Genomic DNA, 16,800 nt, shown 5'->3' with positions numbered 1-16,800 from the left:
ATTATGCTGCCGCGGACAACATCGATATGGCAGCGTGACTCACAACCCACGGCCTCCGACAAACCCGGGGCGGTTTAGCACCGGTGGTGGCCGAAAGGCAGCAATGACGCCCGATAAGATCGACACTGCGCGTAAGCTGCTCGCGGCCGGGGACAAACCTGCCAAGATAGCCAAGCTGCTACAAGTTGGCTTATCGACCTTCTACCGCCACTGCCCAGCCGGCGCGGGCCTACCCGATTGAGGATGGTTGATAGGGAATTAAGAACAGCAAGGAGACCTAGCTTTAAACCACGTGCTTGTTACCATTTTCTGGAACACCGCCTGTACGCAACAGGCGAGACAGATTGGAGAGCACATGCTGCTTCTGATGACCGCGTTGCTCGCAGCTCAACAAGTCCCCGTCGAGCCGGAGCAGGCCGATATCGTAGTGATCGGTCAACGCCTATCGCATTGGACAGGCAAGTACTCGATCCGAGGCAGCAAGCTCCGCTGTGCTACCAAGAGTTCAAGTGGAGATGGAGAAATTGATGCCCTTGGATGCAAAGCGTTCGATACCTGCGCCGATCAACTGTCATCACGAATTGCCGCTAGCGATGACGAAGCGATTTCGAAGGAGGTTCGCGTTACAATGAAAGAAGGAATCAAACACGATCTTTCGTTATGCGTTGCCGATAGGAGAAGCATTCTGGTAGCGGAGCTTGCCGATCGACGAAGAGCCGTACGCAACTAGTGAGATGGTTAGTTGACGGTCTGCATATCTCCGTAACTAAAGGCAAGGCGGGATTAGAGTGCGGGACTAGTATGTTATAACTATTTCTCACGTGTTTTCGTGCCAGGGCCGAACTCCGCCTTTACGCCGAAACCACCTCCCTGCTGAAATCCCACGGAAATGCCGGGCGCGATCTGTACGCGCAAAGGGCGGGATAAAAGCCCATTTGAGGGAGGTAGGGGAGGCAGGGGCCGTAGCCGAAAACCTTCCGAGTCTTGGCGTCCACAAACAACAATCTCGCCGTCCGGCTTTGCGCCGCAATCCCTGCGCGGCGATGCGAGGGCCTCCAGCGGCACCGTGAAGGGATCGGCTGTTTGCACATGAGAGGTAGGCGACGGCGAAGAAGGCGCGTCCGCCTGCTGGATGACGATCATCGCGCATTCCTTATCGCTTCGGCTGCTCGCGAGCTTGGTCAACAACCTCCATCACGGCAGCGGCTACGATGTCGGGGTGCTCCAATTGGAGGTAATGACCTGCGTCGCCTATGATACGGCGTTCCCCTCGCAGTGATAGAGACGCAAGCTCGATATGGCCCTTGGCTAATTCGTCCTGCTCCTGATGAACTTCCATGCGCATCGTCGCCGACGCGCCTTCCGGCGCAACGAAGCTATTACTGGCACTTAGAACGATCAGCGGTGTAGAGCCGTATTGTCTCTCGCCATTGATGACGATTCTGGCGTCCGTGGCAATATTGTCGAGCAGCGATGCAGTCGTCCGCATGCGGTTGGCATTTCGATCCAGTCGAGCAAGCGCGCTTGATACCGAAGGTGGTACTTCCCCGCCGTATTGCGTACAGGCTGGCGCATTCATGGGGCGGCGATCAAGCATGTCTGCACATGCACGGCGCTGCGAGACGAACGATGCCAATGAGCTATTACTGGTGCGAGTAGCTCCCGGCGCGACGTGGGCGAGGCGTGCTGATTGGTTGGGTATGCTCGGGTCGACAAACACGATACCTACGACAGCCGATTTGTGTCGATCCGAAAAGATCATCGTCTCATAGGCTCCTATTGAGTGACCTACGAGCACAAATGGCCCTTTCATTCTATTCGCTTGTAAAGCCCGCTCTAGGTCGCGTGTTGTTTCATCTACGGACTGCCGTGCAGAACTTGCAGTACTAAAACCAAATCCGGCCCGGTCCCAGGTACATACTTGTGTCTTCTGAGCAATACCACCTTGGACCCTCCCCCAGACCACACCCCAATCGGCAGCACCTGCATTCAAGATTACGGTTGGTTTTCCCCGGCCCATGCAAACCATGTTGATCCGACGACCGTCCGAAAGCCGAACGGCACGACTCGTATCTGCATACTTCGCTATAACAGGATCAGGCTTGGCCTCGTCGGTTTCCGGCAAGCTCCCCGCCATCAGTAGCGGCATCAAAGCGAGAAGGGGGCGGCCGTGCATGGTCAAATACTAATGATTTACAGGCTCTCGGCAACCATTTCAGAACGCCGAGGTGTACGCCTGTAGCTGCTTCGTCCGATCCGACCTTCCCACAAACCAACCTTCGATGGATAGGCGGCGCGCGTACCGCCGCCCGCGCCGTGTAGATCGCACCCATTTTCCCGAAACCTGTTCCCGATTGCACTTTCCCGAAACGGCCGACCGGAGACGGAGAAGCGGGAAAGATCCAGCCCCTGTCACAGAGGCCCGGTTTAGGTGTCAAAGGGGACCTGCCTGCTGGCCTTTCTATGATGAGGCTTGCCCCCACCTGCCTCAAGGATGCGCGGCACCTCCCATTTTCACGCCCGTCCGCTGCGCTCCCTGGCGCGAAAATCGGTTCCTCCACGCCCCGCTCCGCGGCCGCGTTCCGCGGTCCCTGACCCAGGTGGGCGGCGCGCCTCCGGTCGCTGGTGCCAATCACGGCACTGAGGAGAATATCATGTCTCACCGCATCTTCGCTCAGCTCGAGTTCGAGCGCGCTCTGGGTCACGCGGCGATCAAGGCCCTCAAAGCGGCCGTGGACGAGAAGAACCGCTTCGACGCCGAGACGGCTTGGCCGAAAGAGACGCTTTTCCAGGGTCGCTACGACGTCGACGCCCTCGCCGCTGAGCTCGCCCAGATCGTCGAGGACCGCATGGCCGATGTGCTGAACGGGCCGGGGCTCCGGGTCATCGAACGCGACGAACTGTTTCACGAGCCCGAGATCGTCGAGCTGGTCCTCGCGGCCCGCGAGGCCCGCTGACGCCGGCGTGGGCCGGCGAAAGCCGGCCCACTACTCGCTCACGCGGGGGTATGCTCCAGCCTAGTCAGCATGGCGCACAGCTCCTCGGCAAAACGCCGATCGGCTCCGAAGGGCAGCACCGTCGTATAGACCGCGCCGTTGCGCTCGAACTGATAGCGAATCTCGAGATAGGCGTTCTCGATCGTCGTCGTCGTCGCGCGCGAACGGCCGCCGAAGGTATAGCCGCCGAAGAGGCCGCCCGAGACCCCGCCTAGCGTGAACGATCCGGTATGGCGAATGTTCGTGATCTCGGTCGCCTCGCGTTCGATGCTCACGTTCACGATCTGCGATGGCGTCAGCCACAACTCCTCGTAGTTGGTCGATCGATCCGAGATGATGACATGGCCGTTCGCCGTCACCGCGATCGCGCCGGGCGCGCCCAGCCACCAGTTCTGACAGAACGTCACGCGCTCCGGCACCGCCTTGAGCTGATCGGCCAGCGTCCTTGCCGCCGCCTTGTAGCGAGTGGTCCGCACCGGCTGCAGGGCGAGCTTGTTGACCAGCCACACGGCGACCTTAGCGCCGAGGTAGACGATCATGGCATTGACGAGGCCGAGGAACAGGTGGCCGTGCAGGAACGGCCCTGCCGCAAGCAGGACCAACATGCCGATGATGATGACTTTCGGAACAAGCGCGTTGGCCCTCTCGCTTTGCTCGACGCAACGTAGGATTTCGGGGTTGCTACGCCGGACCTCCGGCTCCAGCCTTGTCGAGGGCACCACCACGTCGCTCATTTCGCTTCCCTTCCGTCTTTCCCCTCCGCGCCTGCCGCGTGTCGGCTTGCTCGTTCCGAGCTCGCGTTGCGTCGCATATTGGGCCGCCAAGTCCAGATTGATCGTCTTGGCCGACGGATCAGCAGTTTCGTTGGCAAAATCGAGCTGCTCTGCCGCCTTATGCACCTAATACGCTTCGTCGTGTCTGCTCGTCACGGTCGATATCCTTCATCTTTCCGTTCGGCGCGGCCAGATTGCTCGACGTCGCCCGCTAGTCCAATAATATATCGAAGGACGATAATGGACACCGCTTAGCGGGCGATTGGGATCTCGGCGATACGGGTCGTCCAGGCGGGCGACTTCATGCTGCGTTTCGTGTCGAAGGTGCGCGCCCCCCTGCCCTGGACGGCCAAGGAGACGGTCTCCCGCCCGAACCGGGCATTGAGCCCGTCGATCGCGGAGAGCAGCGCCGGCGCCTTCGGGTCGGCGGCGGCGAAGAGATCGCCTTGCGGTGCCGTGTCGGCCGTTAATTCTTCGAGCAGGACCCCGCATTTGGTGTAGATGCGCCCTTCCTCGAACATGCTCTCCACCATCCGGCTCGCCATGCCGACGATCGCCCGAGGGTCGTTCGTCGCCGGCGACAGCCGCGCCGATCGCGTCGCGTTCGGCGGGTCGGGCCGGTAGCGAGAGCCGTGCGCGAACCCGATGATGCGCGAAGCAAGGAGACCTTGAGCCCTGATTTTCTCGGCCGCTCGCCACGCCCTGCGTGCCATGGCTTGGCGCAGCGGCTCGAGGTCGCGCACCGGCTCGCCGAACATCCGCGTCACGGCCGTCGCTTTCAACTTCTCCGGCTCCGGCCGAAAGTCGTCACACTCGGTGCCGCCGAGCTCGCGCACCAGGCGCTCCAGGACGACCGTTCCCACGTCGCGCGCGACTGCGGGAGGTAGTGCCGCCAGGTCGGCCGTGGTCCGGACACCGAGCGGCCGTAACCGGCCGGCCAGTGCTCTGCCTATACCCCACACCTCATCCACCGGCCACATCTGGAACAGCCGATCGCGCAGCTCGACATCGTGAAGGTCGACGACGCCTCCCCACACCTTCTCCGTAGCCTTTGCGAGCGCATTGGCCACTTTCGAGAGGGTGCGCGTCGGACCAAGGCCGATACGGGTGGGCAATCCCACGTTCCGCAAGATCGCCTCGCGCACGCGATGCGCGCCAGCAACGTCACCCAGGCCAGAGCCGAGCACTGGCAGGCGGAAGAAGCTCTCGTCGATTGAGTAAATTTCCACCAAGTCGGAATGTTCGCCGATCACCGCATTGAAGCGCCGGTTGAGATCGGCGTAGAGTTCGTAGTTCGACGATCGGAGCTGGATGCCGTGCCTGCGGATCGTGTCGCGCAGCTTGAAGACGGGATCACCCATCTTGATGTGAAGAGCCTTGGCCTCTTCACTCCGCGCGATGGCACAGCCGTCGTTGTTGGACAGAACAATCACCGGTACGCGCCGAAGGCTTGGGTCAAATAGCCTCTCTGACGAGACGTAGAAGTTGGCTACATCGACGATCGCCCAAGACATGGGTCTATTTCTGATAGTCGCGCACACCAGCGCGAACGACGCCCCAAACCTCTACCGTCTCGTCGGCCAGTGTCGGCTCGTAGCCTTGACGCGCGTTGCGTGCCTCGAGGTAGGGACGCCCTGCCCGCACGACGAGCTGGCGGACGACGAAGCCGCCATCGACGATCGCGATCACGATGTGCCCGCTCGCGGGCTTCACGTCGCGATCAACCACCACGACGTCGTTGTCGTACATTCCTGCGTCGACCATGCTGGAGCCGGAGACCCGGAACACGAATGATGCGGCCCGATCGAGGCGCAGCAGCTCGACCAGGCTGATCGCATCGTCCGCCCAATCCTGCGCCGGCGACGGGAAGCCCGCGCCGGCCGCTCCGATGATCCGTAGCCGCAATCCAGGCGGCACCTCCGCGATGGGGATCGGCGTGTTCGGGATCAGGGCCAAGCACAGACTCATATTCCTGCTTCTACGCCCGATTGGAACAGAATGTGAACGGGCAATTTTCTCGGTCTGTCGCATCTTCGCTGCTGCCAGTGTTGAGACGATGAGACCGTTGCCAAGCGTTCTGGGTTCGTTCTACAATTGGTTCGGACGGAGATTCGCATGAGCATCACCATCACGCCGCTTTCCCCAGAGCGATTAGGCGTCACCGGCGACATAGAGATGGAGCTGCGCATTCCCTTCGACAGCGATGAGGATCGCTTTCATCTGGCAATCAGCGACGGGACGCTGATTGCCGGCGAGTATGACTCGGAGGAAGATCGCTTCCGCTACCGGGTCGAAATCGAGGGTGCGGGCATCGCGCGCATCACCGGCGACAGCGTTACTCTCGACTGGAAACCCGAGTGGGTGACGATCGGCATTTACCAGCCCGCACCATCACGCTCGCTTCAGCCGCTACCGCTCTTCGAGACCGCTTAGCCGCGAGATCGCCCTACCCCCGTAAGGGAAAATCATGCCGACAATCATCGACGAACAAGGTGTGCGCGAAGTTGATGCGGATGAGCTGGCAAAGCTCGACGCAGCGGCAGAGAAGCGGTGGACCGCATTCTGGTCCGGTTTGATCTGGCGGCCGATCGCCGAGTACGATCGTGATGCAGGTCAATCGAACTTGCTCCGTGCTGGCGACCGCTGGGCTTTTGGCTTCTGGGGGCCGGCTTCGATGCCGGTCTACGATGAAGCCCCTGCGGATTCAGCGCCCGCATGGCGAGACTCTCAAGAATCGATGTATGACGTTCCTCTCGCCTTCGACCCTACCGAGTTCGCCGAAATCACCGACCACTGGCGGGCAGCTCTGATGGCCGACTAAGATCGTGCGCCTGTGATCGGCGTCGGCGCTTCGATTCGCATCGCTTGCGCCTCGACCGCCTTGCTGGTGTCGCGCGAGACAGTACGATTTGGGTATGCCTTTCGAGGACTGGGTTCAAAGCCAGTACTTTATCGTCGATACGCCCATCCAAAAAGGACTGGACTTACAAGTACCATCTCAAGCAGACCAAGGCATGTTCATCCGGGCCTATCTCCGCGCGTCGACCTCCGAGCAGGACGCCATGCGCGCCCGTGGCGCGCTCGATGCTTTCGTCGCCGAGCGCGGGATGCGGATCGCGGCCCGCTATGTCGAGAACGAGAGCGGTGCAACGCTGGTGAGACCCGAGCTGTTTCGCCTTCTAGCCGACTGCGATCCCGGCGATGTGCTGCTGGTCGAACAGGTCGACCGCCTGTCCCGCCTCACCGCGCGCGACTGGACGAAGCTGTGCGCCCAGATCGATGAGAAGCAGGTCCGGATCGTCGCCCTCGACCTTCCGACCTCGTGGAATCTCGCCGAACCCACCGATGATTTCAGCTCCCGAATGTTCGTCGCCATCAACAGGATGATGCTCGACGTCCTCGCGGCTGTGGCGCGCAAGGATTACGAGGACCGCCGGCGTCGGCAAGCCGAGGGCGTGGCTCGCGCCAGGGCCGACGGCCTCTACAAAGGACGTCCGCCAAACATCAAACGCAACGAGACGATCGCGCAGCATCTCCGCGACGGCAAAACGTGGAAGTTCATCATGACCTCCACGCGATGCAGCCGGACGCTTCTGGCATCGATCGCCCGCCAAGTCCGCGCGGCCGAGCAGTCGATCGCAGGCGCAACGCCGACCGAGTGATGCCATCAGCCGTCACGTGCGACTTGTGAGCATGTTCACCATGGGCACACGTGTCCGCCGTGAGCTAGTGGCCGCCGTGAGCGAGTACCCGGAGTGAGCTTGTCTCCGTGGTGAACAAGCGCTCAAAATGAGCTTATTTCCAAAGTGAGCTAGTGCCGAGCATGCACATGTAACGCAAGGGGCCTTGTAGCGCAGGTCTGGCATGTGTAGCTAATGAGCGTGCGGCACATGTTCACAACTTGTGTAGCCACCAGGGAGCCGGCCAATGCCAGTTATAACGATGCTCTCTCCGAAAGGCGGGGTGGGGAAGACGACCACCGCCCTGATCCTCGGCACGGAGCTCGCCGCGACCGGCAAACGCGTCGTTATGGTCGACGCCGATCCCAACTTCCCGCTCGCGCGCTGGGCGAACAAGGGTGGTAGGCCCGAGAACATGGAGGTCGTGCAGGAGATCGACGAGGACGAGATCATTGGGACGATCGACGCAGCGAGGAAGCGGGCGGAGTTCGTCATCGTCGACCTCGAAGGGAAGGCGAGCGCCCGGGCCACCAGCGCGCTGATGATGTCCAATCTCGCGCTGATTCCCATCCAAGGGTCGGAGCTGGATGCGCATGAGGCGGCCCGGGCGTTCAAGGTTGTCCGCAACGCCGGCACGGCCCGACAGCGGCCGCTACCCTTCGCCGCCGTGCTAACGCGAACGCCGGCTTCCGCTCGCCTGTGGACGCGCGACTTGAAGGCCGTCGTGTCCAACCTGGAGCATGCGGGCATCATGGTGACTGGCACCGCGCTCGCGGAGCGGGGAGCGTTCCGTGGTCTGTTCAGCATGGGCGGAACGCTCGCCGACATGACGGAGGCCGACGTGGGATCGCTCGAGCAGGCACGATTGAACGCCACGGCTTTTGCCAACGACATACTGTCTCTGCTCGCCGAAGGGGTGCCCGCATGACCGACAAGCCCGCTGGCGCGAGCCGCCGCACGATCGCCAGCTTCGCAGGCGACGATGATATCCCGCCGCCCACGCGGGAGCAGCTTGCGCACGCCAGGACGGCAGGGGAGAAGCTCGGCTTCGGATCGGAGAAGGCGGTTCCCGCAGCCGCTCCGCGTGCCGCAGCGCGCGCCCGCGAGGCCAGCTTCAACGACGCAATCCACGTCCGATCGCGCCCGGAGGACCGAAAGCGTTTCGAGGAGTTCGCATGGCGGAACCGCCTCAAGAAGGGCGAGGCGATGACGCTGCTGCTCGACTATGCGGAGGCCGAGGAGCGACGTCGATCCGGGACGGGTGCGTAGCGTAGGACCAAAGCCGTCCGGTAATCGCGGGACGACGTGCGAGTGGCCTCGTTGCGGCCGATTGACAGGGGGCCGACACGATGGACGACATCAACCCGCCCTCCGTCATCGAGACATATGAACGTCACGGGCGGACATGGGCAACCCTTCGCGGACAGGAGCTGGTCGAGGATGCGTGGCTGGAACGCTTCTGCCGAACGATCCCGACCGGCTCGGCCGTGCTGGACATCGGATGCGGTTCGGCGGTTCCAATCTCGTCGAACCTGGTGCGTCGAGGCTACGCCGTAAACGGAGTCGACCGGTCGGCAACGATGGTCGAGCTGTTCCGAAGCAACCTACCAAGCATCCCGGTGCAGCGGCTCGACATGCGCGAAATGGCGCTGGGAACACGGTTCGCCGGGCTGATTGCATGGGACAGCTTCTTTCACCTAGCGCCCAACGATCAACGCCCGATGTTCGTCCGCTTCGCCGCCCATGCGATGCCGGGAGTGCCGTTGATGTTCACTAGCGGGACGGACGAAGGGCACGCGATCGGATCGCACGACGGAGTTGCCTTGTACCACGGCAGCCTTGGGCCGGACGAGTATCGGAGATTGCTGGATCAGGCCGGGTTCGATCTGCTCCGCCAGGTCGAGGATGACCCTACGTGCGGCAATAGGACGATCTGGCTCGCCAGAATGCGGGAGCTAGGGGACGGCCTGGGACGATAACGGCAGTATCAGGGGAGGGGGTCAGCGCCGGCCAAAAGCGGAAACGGCCGGCGCTGGGAAGGAGTCAGGCCGATGCGATCGAGGCCAGATGATCGGCGACCGCCTTGCCGCCATGATCCCCGATGGCAGTCGCTATCGTGCGCGCGTCGGCCCTGTCCATTGCAGCGATCTTGACCCGATCGAGCGCGGCCTGAAGGATTGGCCGGCCAGCGTCACGGGCTGCATGTTCCGCCGATCTAACCTGTTCTTCAGCCTGGGCCAGTTCCGCGGCCAGAGCATCACGTCGAGCCTTTGCAGCGGTAAGATCGTCGGGTTTGCTCGCGGCTCGCGCCATGGATGGTACTCCATCAGTGGGAAGACGATCCGGGGTGGTAGCATCGTCGACCAAGGCTCGGATAGGGCCGAGCGAGATGGAGCGCGGGCCCAGGTTCATCGTCGTGGATGCGATCTTCGGTGAGTTCGTCTCGGTACGTCGATGCCATGATGGCGGGTGCGGGGTAGAGGTTCCGATGGAACCGACGCCCCACTCCGCGATCGACATAGTGTGGGTCGTCGAGAAATGGTCGGTTATTTAGGCAGATTGAGAGTTGAGGTATGGCAGGATATGCCTTTTGGCACCAATGTCGGACATTGGCTTAGAGGGTCCGCTGCACGGGGCTTGGGCATGAAGGTGACGGTTCGCCTGAAGGATGACTTGGTCCAGGAGATCGACCGCGTGGCAGCGGCGCAGGGACAGACCCGCAGCGCCTGGATTGCGCTGACGCTCGCGCGATCGGCGCTGGCCCCAGTGAACGACGTTCTCCCGGTTCCGGCGTCGTCGGAAGGGGAGCAGGGGGACGATCAGGTCCGCATTACCGTTCGCCTGAACCGTAGCGAGGCGGACGCGATCGTGACGGCCGGTACGGGTGCAGGGTTGAACCGCAACCAATGGATCAAGCGCACTATCCGCTGGCACCTCTGGGACAAGGCGGCCGAGCTGAAGCTGGTGCCGTCTACCTATGCCGAACTGAGAAAACTTCGGATGCAGGTCCGCGCGATCGGCCGCAACGTCAACCAGGCGGTCCATGCGATGAACGCCGCCAACATGCCCGGCAGCACGTTGCAGATTGCCCGGATCGCGGAATCGTTTTTCGAGACGTGCGCCGATGTTCAGTCTGAACTCCGCTCGACGCGGCGATCGCTGTCGACTTATATCGGAAGCGAGATCGGTTACTGGACCGAGGCGTTCGCCGAGGCGCGGCCATGAGCTTCCATCTGTCGTCCGGCACGCTGGATTCCATGGCGGGCGTGTTCTCGCCGGCGAAGAAGTATCGTCTCGGCGCGGGCGGAGGGAAGGGGAGAGCACCCAAGAGCGGCGGCACGATGCTCGCTTTCGCGGTCGCGTCCATGCTCCCGAAACCGACCGCTGCGGGTGGGGCCTATCGTGCTCCGGCCCAGACGAAGCGTGCTTTCGGTGGCGGCAATCAGGTGATGGTGAGCCGTCGCGCAGTCGCCACGATGGAGCGAACCGCGCGTCGCGTGCCCGAGGTGATGGTGCGCATTACGGGGCGGCAAAGCGGTGCCGGGCACGTCCTTGCGAACTTCTCGTACATCAGCCGATTGGGGCATGGCACGGACAAGGAGCTTGGGCTTCACACCAGCGAGGGCGAGGTCATCCGCGACGGGGAAGAGATGCGGGAGCTCGCCCAGGAGTGGCACCAATACGAGATGGAGGGAGACGCGCGACGCAAGGGGGCGACGTCGCTCTCGATGATCCTGTCGATGCCGACCGGCACCGATCCCGAGAAGGTGGAGGCCGCCGCCCTGGATTTCGCGCGGACCGAGTTCGCCAACCGCATGTGGGTCGCGTCGCTCCATGTCGACCGCGATCACCCGCACGTCCACCTCACGATCGCACGTCGGGACGACCAGGGCCGACGCTTCAATCCGAACCGTGACGACCTCTTCCGCTACCGCCAGCGATTTGCCGAGAAGCTGCGCGATCGAGGGATCGAGGCGAACGCGACGCCGGCGAAGGCGAGGGGCATAGACCCGAAGCACGAGCACATCGCAGCGCGCAAAGTACGGGAGAAGGGTGAGATCCCGCGCCTCGACAGGAGCCGCGCGGACCGAGCGGAACGCTACCGCGCCGATAGCCGCGCCGATCCCGTCAACCCGGTCCTCGCCGAACAGCGGGCAATGGTTCTTGCCGCCTATGAGCGGTCGATCGCGGAGCTGTCTGCGTCCCCTTCCATGGTCAACCAGATGGTGGCGAAAAGCCTCAAACGGTTCATCGACGAGATGCCTCAGCCCGAGCCGAACTCCGTTCGCGCTGCCCGGGATCGCACGTCCGAACTCGGAGTGGGCGGCCGTGCCAGCACGCCCGAGGCGACCGCCGAGGCGGAGGCGCTCGCCGCTGCGACCATCAGGTTGAAGGCGGCCACCGAGCGGAGCCGAGCTATCCTCGAAGCACGCGAACGCGACGGTGATCGCCCGCCCGAGCGCGGCGGGACCCGTTCGCCGAAGTCTCTCGATCCGTCGCGCACGACGTCGGACCAGCCTGATCGGGAACCCTCGGCGCAGCCGCCGGACAAGATCGCCGAGATCCTCCGCCAGGTGCAGGAGCGTGATCGGGGGCACCGTGATCGGGAGCGCGACCGCGATCACTCGCCCGATCGGGGCGGTCCCCGCCGATGACTGACGTTAGTCCTCCTGGGACCTTGGCCGCCATCACGGAGGCGTTGGCGACCGTACAGGCTCACCTCGACCAGGTGACCCGGACGAACGGCCGCATCGAGGCCTGCCAACGCGAAATACTGCGCCGGCTCGACGCGGTGGAGGCCGGCCAGGTGTCGCTCGCGACGCTTACTGCGCACACCCATGCCGCCTTGCTCGGCAATGGGACGGCGCTGCCGGTCGACCTGGCCGATGATCCGCTTCTGGAGAAATACCTGCTCGGCCAGCCGGCGGACCGGACTTCAACGTCGCGGGCTCTCGTTGAGTGGCGCAGAGCCGCCATCGCGGCGAGCGCGGCCGAGCTGGCAAATATTCTGGAGCACCAGTATGACCCATCTCCGACCGACACGGCCGAGGCGCGTCTTCTTCGCTACCAGCTAGCCGCGATCACGCGCGAGGAGCTGCGGGGCAGGGGCGTGACGCCGCCGTCGCCTCCGACATCCACGCGCGCCGAGGATCGCTCGCCCGAGATGATTGCGCGGCGCTCGGCCGAGCTCGCCCGCTTGTGGCGGGCTGGAGAGAGCACCGGATTGTTCGGAGATCCCGAGCTTGGCGGCGCAATCGACCTGTTCGAGGCGGCCGAGCGCCGCGGCCACGGCGTGCCCGAGGGGCAGTTGGCGGCCGAACTCCGGGACCTCCACCGTGCTCTGGGCGATCGTCTGGCCGCGGGGGAACGGCCTTCAGCCGCCGAGGAGCTTGTCGTCCGTCATGGCAGCCATCAGTTAGAGGTTTCGCCTGAACAGACGCGCTAGGCGTACCCACGCCTCCCCGGGTCTATGGTCCATCCAAAGAAGGTCTACCCTCAATAAGGGAAATACGTCAGGCACTCAGCTAACCGGCGCTGAGCATTATCGCAGAGTAGGCGACCATGGCCGTCCGGGTACATGACGGGCAGCAGGTCGAGAACGCACAACGCAAGGCAGCCGCCTCTACTGGCCGGAGTTGAGCGCCTTGGCCGCGTCGACCAGCGGGCCAAGCGCGGCACGCAGGCGATCGGCCGTCCGGCGCAGCTCTGCCGCCTCGATGGCAGCGCCACCGGCAACGGCACCGGCAGTAGCAACCGCGCGGCGCGACCCTTCGTAGAGATGGCGGTCGAGCTCGGGATCGCGGCGCTGTTCGACCGAGCGCAGCGTGTCCTCGGGCCGGATATGGTCGCGCGGGTCGGTCAGCGTCGCAACCGGCCCGACCTTGGTGTCGAGGATGATGCCGGCGATCGATGCAATCTTCTGCGCAATGAGATCCTGAGCCGCGGGATTGGCGAGTAAGCGAACCGCGTCCGCTGGCGTCGGGTGGGCCGAACTGACCTTTTGGGCGGCCAAGGGGGAACTTGCGCCAACCAGGACAGCGGCAAGGAGAAGCTTCTTCACGCGCGGTACTCCTACATCGACGCGACCGATCCGAACAATAATGGCTGCGAGATGCGCCTTCCAGTCCCCCTGACGTCCGCCGGAACCGCAGGATTGCCCGCTCTCGTCGGAACAGCAGGTGCGAGTTCTCCACCCGGTTGTTGGCCTAGCGGGCGGTCTCCTGCCGCCCGACGCAGCCCAGCTCACGCAGCGCCGCGCCGTAGGAGCGTAGCCCGTCGGTGGTGATCGCCGCGGGGCTGCCGTGGCGCTTGAGCGCCTTGTTCATGAACCGGAGCGCCGCGTCCTTGTCACGGGTGCGGGTGACGTAGCTCTCCAGCACCTCGCCCTCGTGGCCCACCGCCCGCCACAGCTACACCATTCCGCCGTTCAGCTTCACGTACATCTCGTCCAGGTGCCACCGCCAGTGCCGGAAGCCTTGCGTGCGGTTGACCCGGCCGCGCCGGATGTCGCCGGTGTAGCCCGGCGAACAGCGGCCCGAACCGGTCTCACCACTGGCGCACGATCTCGTGGCTGATGTCCACCCCGCGCTCGAACAGCAGGTCCTCCACGTTGCGCAGGCTAAGCGGGAAGCGCACGTACATCGCCACCACCAGCCGGATCATCTTCGGCGACGAGTCGAACCTGCGGAACGGGGAGGGAGAATTTGGCGCGGGAGCGGCGTAGCGTGAGCCGCCGCTACCAGCGTTTGGCCTTGGCTGCCACGTTGATCTGACAGAGCCGGCCCGAGCGCCCGCAATTTCAACGGCGTGCGACGACGATGGCCGGTGCCGACCGGTTGCCACCAGCTGCGTGGCGCGTGCTTATCCGAATGCCCAGCGCAACGTCTGCGCGATCCCGAAGGTGCCGAGCCGAAGCGCGGGTCGGTTCATGATCGGGGACGTCAGGCCATGCAGGCGTTGCGCCCAGTCGGGCAGCAGATCGACGCCGGCCGCCATCGCCAGCCGCCGTATCGGCTCTCCCGCCGCCGCGGGCGATGGTTGCTCAAGCACCAGCCGCGCGACCTCGCGAGACCGCTCGTCGGCCTTCAGGTCGCGCCGCATGGTGGCGATCATGGACGCGGCGGCCCTGCGGTCGCGGGGTGGACGGCCGGCCCCGAGCGCCGCAGCGACCTCGGCCATCTCTGCGTAGTAGCGATCCTGATCGCGCCCGGTCATGCGAGGGTCAGCGTAGCGGCGGTATCCGGCAAGGAAGCTGCTCGCGCTGCTCACGTTGACCCAATTGATTAGCGCCGGGTCGTTCGCGCGATAGGGTGTTCCGTCGGGCAACTCGCCACGCACCCTGTCGTGGATGGTCCGCACGCGCGCGATCGCTTCCATGGCGTCGTCCCGCCCGCCGAAGGTGGTGACCGCGATGAAGCGTGCTGTGCGGCGCAGCCGGCCGTGCATGTCGGCCCGGAAATTCGAATGGTCCCAAACCCCGGCCAGCACCGAGGGATGAAGCATCTGCAGCAGTAGTGCGCTGACACCGCCGACCATCATCGAGGTCACGTCCCCGTTCACCCGCCACGCGACCGACCCCGGCCCGAACAGGCTGTCCGCGCGGCGAACCACCGGCCGTTCACCGGCGCCGCGATCGTTGAAAACCGATGACACGCGCTCGGCGATTGAACGGCGGACGGGATGAAGAAGCTGGTCGAGCAAGGCGTACCTCTTCGCAAAGTCCGAATATAGGGTGATCCGGCGACTTCGCGACGTCGTTGCGCCAAGCCGGCGCAGGTGGACGGCGGCGACGACCCAGTTCCGCCCGTGCAAATGGCTAAGTTGTCGTCTCAGCTTCTGCCTTTCGTTCACGTCGATGCGGACTTCAATCAACATTGCAGGACTCTGAAGCGGATTGATGCGCAGAACGGCGGTGTGCCGGTTTGACGGAGAGCTGTGCGGCGGTTCAACAACAGCAAGCGCGGTGGTAAGCCCGCCTTCATGGTGAGCTTCGTCTCGATCCTTTTTGTGCTTCCGCTTTCGGTCGCTCAGGTTGCCCCCGCTGCGGCCACGGCATGGGCTCCGCCGAAAGCGGTCGGTGCCCGGATCGACGGTGTCTGGCAGTCGCAGGGGTATGGCCGCTTGCTGGTCATGAGGAAGGGCGTGCCGACGCTCTACCATGCGGCTGGGTCCTATTGTTATCGCGACCCGAAACCCGATGCGGGCAGCGACGCAATCTATCGTCTGGTAACCGCCGTCCGCCACGATCGGATTGCTTTCGCCGAAGCGCCGGGACAGACTCGGTACGTATTCGACCGGATCGCCAAGCTACCTTCGGCATGCCTCATCGAGCGGCGCTGGGTGCCGGCTGAGATCGGCCGGCTGATCGCGGCGACGTTCGCCGACCTCTATCCCGGGTTCGGTCGCCGCGGGCGGACGCAAGCGGGTTTTGATGCGGCAGTGGCGATGCTGCCGGCGAACGCCAGCGATGCGGTGCTGTACGGCCAATCGGTCGCTGCCCTCCATGTGCTCGACGATGCGCATGTCGCGCTGGAGGCGACGGTGGACGGCAAGGAACACAGCTTCGAAAGCGGCGAGGCATCGTCGATCGTGGCTGTGCGTCGAGACGCCGCGCTCGGCGACGATCCCGCCGCTCGTGAGAGGTCATGGTCGCGTCTCTACCGCGAAGATGTCGTCGCGTTGATCGAGGGCGGCGGACATCTGGTCGCCAACAGGCGTATCCTGTGGGGCAGGATCGGCCGGGTCGGCTACCTCAACATTGTCACCATGGGTGCGTTCGCCAGCAAAGGGCCATCCTACGACACGGCCGCACTAGACGCGGCGCTCGACGAAGCGCTGACCGCGTTCCGGGGACTGCCGGGCGTGATCGTCGATGTGAGCAACAATCGTGGCGGTTACGACGCCATCAGCCTGCGGATCGCCGGTCGCTTCGCGGATCGGCGTACCCTCGCCTTTGAAAAGCGGGCGGTCGGGGCGACGGTGCCGTTCCAATCCTTCCACGTCGAGCCATCTAACCGCGTGCGCTTTCTCGGACCGGTGACGCTACTCACCAGCGACATCACGGTAAGCGCCGGGGAAACATTCACGCTGGCAATGCGGTCGCTACCGAACGTCCGCCATACCGGGGGCAGGACGCGCGGCGCGCTGTCGGACCAGCTTGCCAAGCCGTTGCCTAACGGCTGGACCCTGACGCTCCCCGCCGAGATCTACCGTGCTTCGGACGGGCGCATATACGAAGGGGTCGGGATCACGCCCGAGCTTACGAACTTGCCTCCCCTCGATCATGCTGCGTCGGTGGCAAGTCTCGCGAGAAGCATGTCGGATGCGCGCTGATCCGAGCGACTCGACCCA

Annotated in this window: 21 protein-coding genes and 1 pseudogene; 13 read left to right on the top strand and 9 right to left on the bottom strand. The window is 63.9% G+C overall.

Annotated features, from left to right (window positions below):
* Positions 1-34 precede the first annotated feature (34 nt).
* Both HUU95_RS14665 and HUU95_RS01075 read left to right on the top strand, forming a co-directional pair.
* Complete coding sequence (locus HUU95_RS14665; protein ID WP_302480080.1) at positions 35-241, top strand: helix-turn-helix domain-containing protein; 207 nt, start codon at positions 35-37, stop codon at positions 239-241.
* Between the two features lie 114 nt (positions 242-355).
* On the top strand, positions 356-730 hold the full coding sequence (locus HUU95_RS01075) for a hypothetical protein (protein WP_174278390.1): 375 nt from the start codon (positions 356-358) through the stop codon (positions 728-730).
* Between the two features lie 80 nt (positions 731-810).
* Here HUU95_RS01075 and HUU95_RS01070 read toward each other — a convergent pair whose 3' ends face one another.
* Both HUU95_RS01070 and HUU95_RS01065 read right to left on the bottom strand, forming a co-directional pair.
* Positions 811-1,143 carry a hypothetical protein gene (locus HUU95_RS01070; RefSeq protein ID WP_174278389.1) on the bottom strand — a complete coding sequence of 111 codons (333 nt, stop codon included), beginning with the start codon at positions 1,141-1,143 and terminating at the stop codon, positions 811-813.
* 10 nt (positions 1,144-1,153) lie between these two features.
* A complete protein-coding gene (locus tag HUU95_RS01065; RefSeq protein WP_174278388.1) occupies positions 1,154-2,176 on the bottom strand; it encodes an alpha/beta fold hydrolase in 1,023 nt (340 codons plus the stop codon).
* Between the two features lie 478 nt (positions 2,177-2,654).
* On the opposite strand from HUU95_RS01065, the gene HUU95_RS01060 reads away from it, so the two are divergent.
* Positions 2,655-2,957 (top strand): hypothetical protein, encoded by a 303-nt coding sequence (locus HUU95_RS01060; protein WP_174278387.1) that lies wholly within the window; start codon positions 2,655-2,657, stop codon positions 2,955-2,957.
* 38 nt (positions 2,958-2,995) lie between these two features.
* Here the strand turns inward: HUU95_RS01060 and HUU95_RS01055 are convergent, their stop codons facing one another.
* From HUU95_RS01055 to HUU95_RS01045, 3 genes are all read right to left on the bottom strand, one after another.
* Entirely contained in the window at positions 2,996-3,895 is a 900-nt protein-coding gene (locus tag HUU95_RS01055; protein ID WP_174278386.1) for a hypothetical protein, read from the bottom strand.
* A gap of 125 nt (positions 3,896-4,020) precedes the next feature.
* Entirely contained in the window at positions 4,021-5,283 is a 1,263-nt protein-coding gene (locus HUU95_RS01050; RefSeq protein ID WP_174278385.1) for a Y-family DNA polymerase, read from the bottom strand.
* Positions 5,284-5,287: 4 nt separating this feature from the next.
* Positions 5,288-5,737: a LexA family protein gene (locus tag HUU95_RS01045; RefSeq protein WP_174278393.1), complete on the bottom strand. Its 450-nt coding sequence runs from the start codon at positions 5,735-5,737 to the stop codon at positions 5,288-5,290.
* A gap of 147 nt (positions 5,738-5,884) precedes the next feature.
* Here HUU95_RS01045 and HUU95_RS01040 point away from each other — a divergent pair, with 147 nt between their 5' ends.
* From HUU95_RS01040 to HUU95_RS01015, 6 genes are all read left to right on the top strand, one after another.
* Positions 5,885-6,202: a hypothetical protein gene (locus tag HUU95_RS01040; RefSeq protein WP_174278384.1), complete on the top strand. Its 318-nt coding sequence runs from the start codon at positions 5,885-5,887 to the stop codon at positions 6,200-6,202.
* 34 nt (positions 6,203-6,236) lie between these two features.
* The gene (locus HUU95_RS01035) at positions 6,237-6,590 is read left to right on the top strand and encodes a hypothetical protein (protein ID WP_174278383.1); all 354 of its coding nucleotides are present in this window, start codon (positions 6,237-6,239) and stop codon (positions 6,588-6,590) included.
* Positions 6,591-6,684: 94 nt separating this feature from the next.
* Positions 6,685-7,431, top strand: a complete 747-nt coding sequence (locus tag HUU95_RS01030) for a recombinase family protein (RefSeq protein WP_254602543.1) — start codon at positions 6,685-6,687, stop codon at positions 7,429-7,431.
* Between the two features lie 265 nt (positions 7,432-7,696).
* Positions 7,697-8,377: a ParA family protein gene (locus HUU95_RS01025; RefSeq protein WP_174278382.1), complete on the top strand. Its 681-nt coding sequence runs from the start codon at positions 7,697-7,699 to the stop codon at positions 8,375-8,377.
* Positions 8,374-8,718, top strand: a complete 345-nt coding sequence (locus HUU95_RS01020) for a hypothetical protein (protein WP_174278381.1) — start codon at positions 8,374-8,376, stop codon at positions 8,716-8,718. The genes HUU95_RS01025 and HUU95_RS01020 overlap by 4 nt, the downstream gene beginning before the upstream one ends.
* 80 nt (positions 8,719-8,798) lie before the next feature.
* Positions 8,799-9,428, top strand: coding sequence for a class I SAM-dependent DNA methyltransferase (locus HUU95_RS01015; RefSeq protein ID WP_174278380.1), 630 nt, complete (start codon positions 8,799-8,801; stop codon positions 9,426-9,428).
* Between the two features lie 64 nt (positions 9,429-9,492).
* On the opposite strand, the gene HUU95_RS01010 is transcribed toward HUU95_RS01015, so the two are convergent.
* Entirely contained in the window at positions 9,493-9,762 is a 270-nt protein-coding gene (locus HUU95_RS01010; protein ID WP_174278379.1) for a hypothetical protein, read from the bottom strand.
* 330 nt (positions 9,763-10,092) lie between these two features.
* Here HUU95_RS01010 and HUU95_RS01005 point away from each other — a divergent pair, with 330 nt between their 5' ends.
* The 3 genes from HUU95_RS01005 to HUU95_RS00995 are packed head-to-tail and all read left to right on the top strand — an operon-like array spanning position 10,093 to position 12,895.
* Positions 10,093-10,674 (top strand): hypothetical protein, encoded by a 582-nt coding sequence (locus HUU95_RS01005; RefSeq protein WP_174278378.1) that lies wholly within the window; start codon positions 10,093-10,095, stop codon positions 10,672-10,674.
* Between the two features lie 32 nt (positions 10,675-10,706).
* Positions 10,707-12,104, top strand: a complete 1,398-nt coding sequence (locus HUU95_RS01000) for a relaxase/mobilization nuclease domain-containing protein (protein ID WP_217429698.1) — start codon at positions 10,707-10,709, stop codon at positions 12,102-12,104.
* A gap of 44 nt (positions 12,105-12,148) precedes the next feature.
* Positions 12,149-12,895 (top strand): hypothetical protein, encoded by a 747-nt coding sequence (locus tag HUU95_RS00995; protein WP_174278376.1) that lies wholly within the window; start codon positions 12,149-12,151, stop codon positions 12,893-12,895.
* A 177-nt stretch (positions 12,896-13,072) separates the two neighbouring features.
* On the opposite strand, the gene HUU95_RS00990 is transcribed toward HUU95_RS00995, so the two are convergent.
* The 3 genes and pseudogenes from HUU95_RS00990 to HUU95_RS00980 all read right to left on the bottom strand — a co-directional run bounded on the left by HUU95_RS00990 (position 13,073) and on the right by HUU95_RS00980 (position 15,324).
* Positions 13,073-13,510 (bottom strand): hypothetical protein, encoded by a 438-nt coding sequence (locus HUU95_RS00990; protein WP_174278373.1) that lies wholly within the window; start codon positions 13,508-13,510, stop codon positions 13,073-13,075.
* Positions 13,511-13,585: 75 nt separating this feature from the next.
* Positions 13,586-14,112, bottom strand: a pseudogene (locus HUU95_RS14815) (IS6 family transposase); the annotation flags it as partial.
* Positions 14,113-14,310: 198 nt separating this feature from the next.
* Positions 14,311-15,324 carry an oxygenase MpaB family protein gene (locus HUU95_RS00980; protein ID WP_174278375.1) on the bottom strand — a complete coding sequence of 338 codons (1,014 nt, stop codon included), beginning with the start codon at positions 15,322-15,324 and terminating at the stop codon, positions 14,311-14,313.
* Between the two features lie 60 nt (positions 15,325-15,384).
* Between HUU95_RS00980 and HUU95_RS00975 the strand changes: the two genes are divergently transcribed.
* Complete coding sequence (locus tag HUU95_RS00975; protein ID WP_174278374.1) at positions 15,385-16,782, top strand: S41 family peptidase; 1,398 nt, start codon at positions 15,385-15,387, stop codon at positions 16,780-16,782.
* Positions 16,783-16,800: the final 18 nt, after the last annotated feature.

Source organism: Sphingomonas bacterium, from assembly GCF_903643065.1.
GTDB lineage: Bacteria > Pseudomonadota > Alphaproteobacteria > Sphingomonadales > Sphingomonadaceae > Sphingomonas.
Note: the sequence above shows the minus strand (reverse complement) of the source record. Positions and strands in the feature narration are given on the sequence as shown.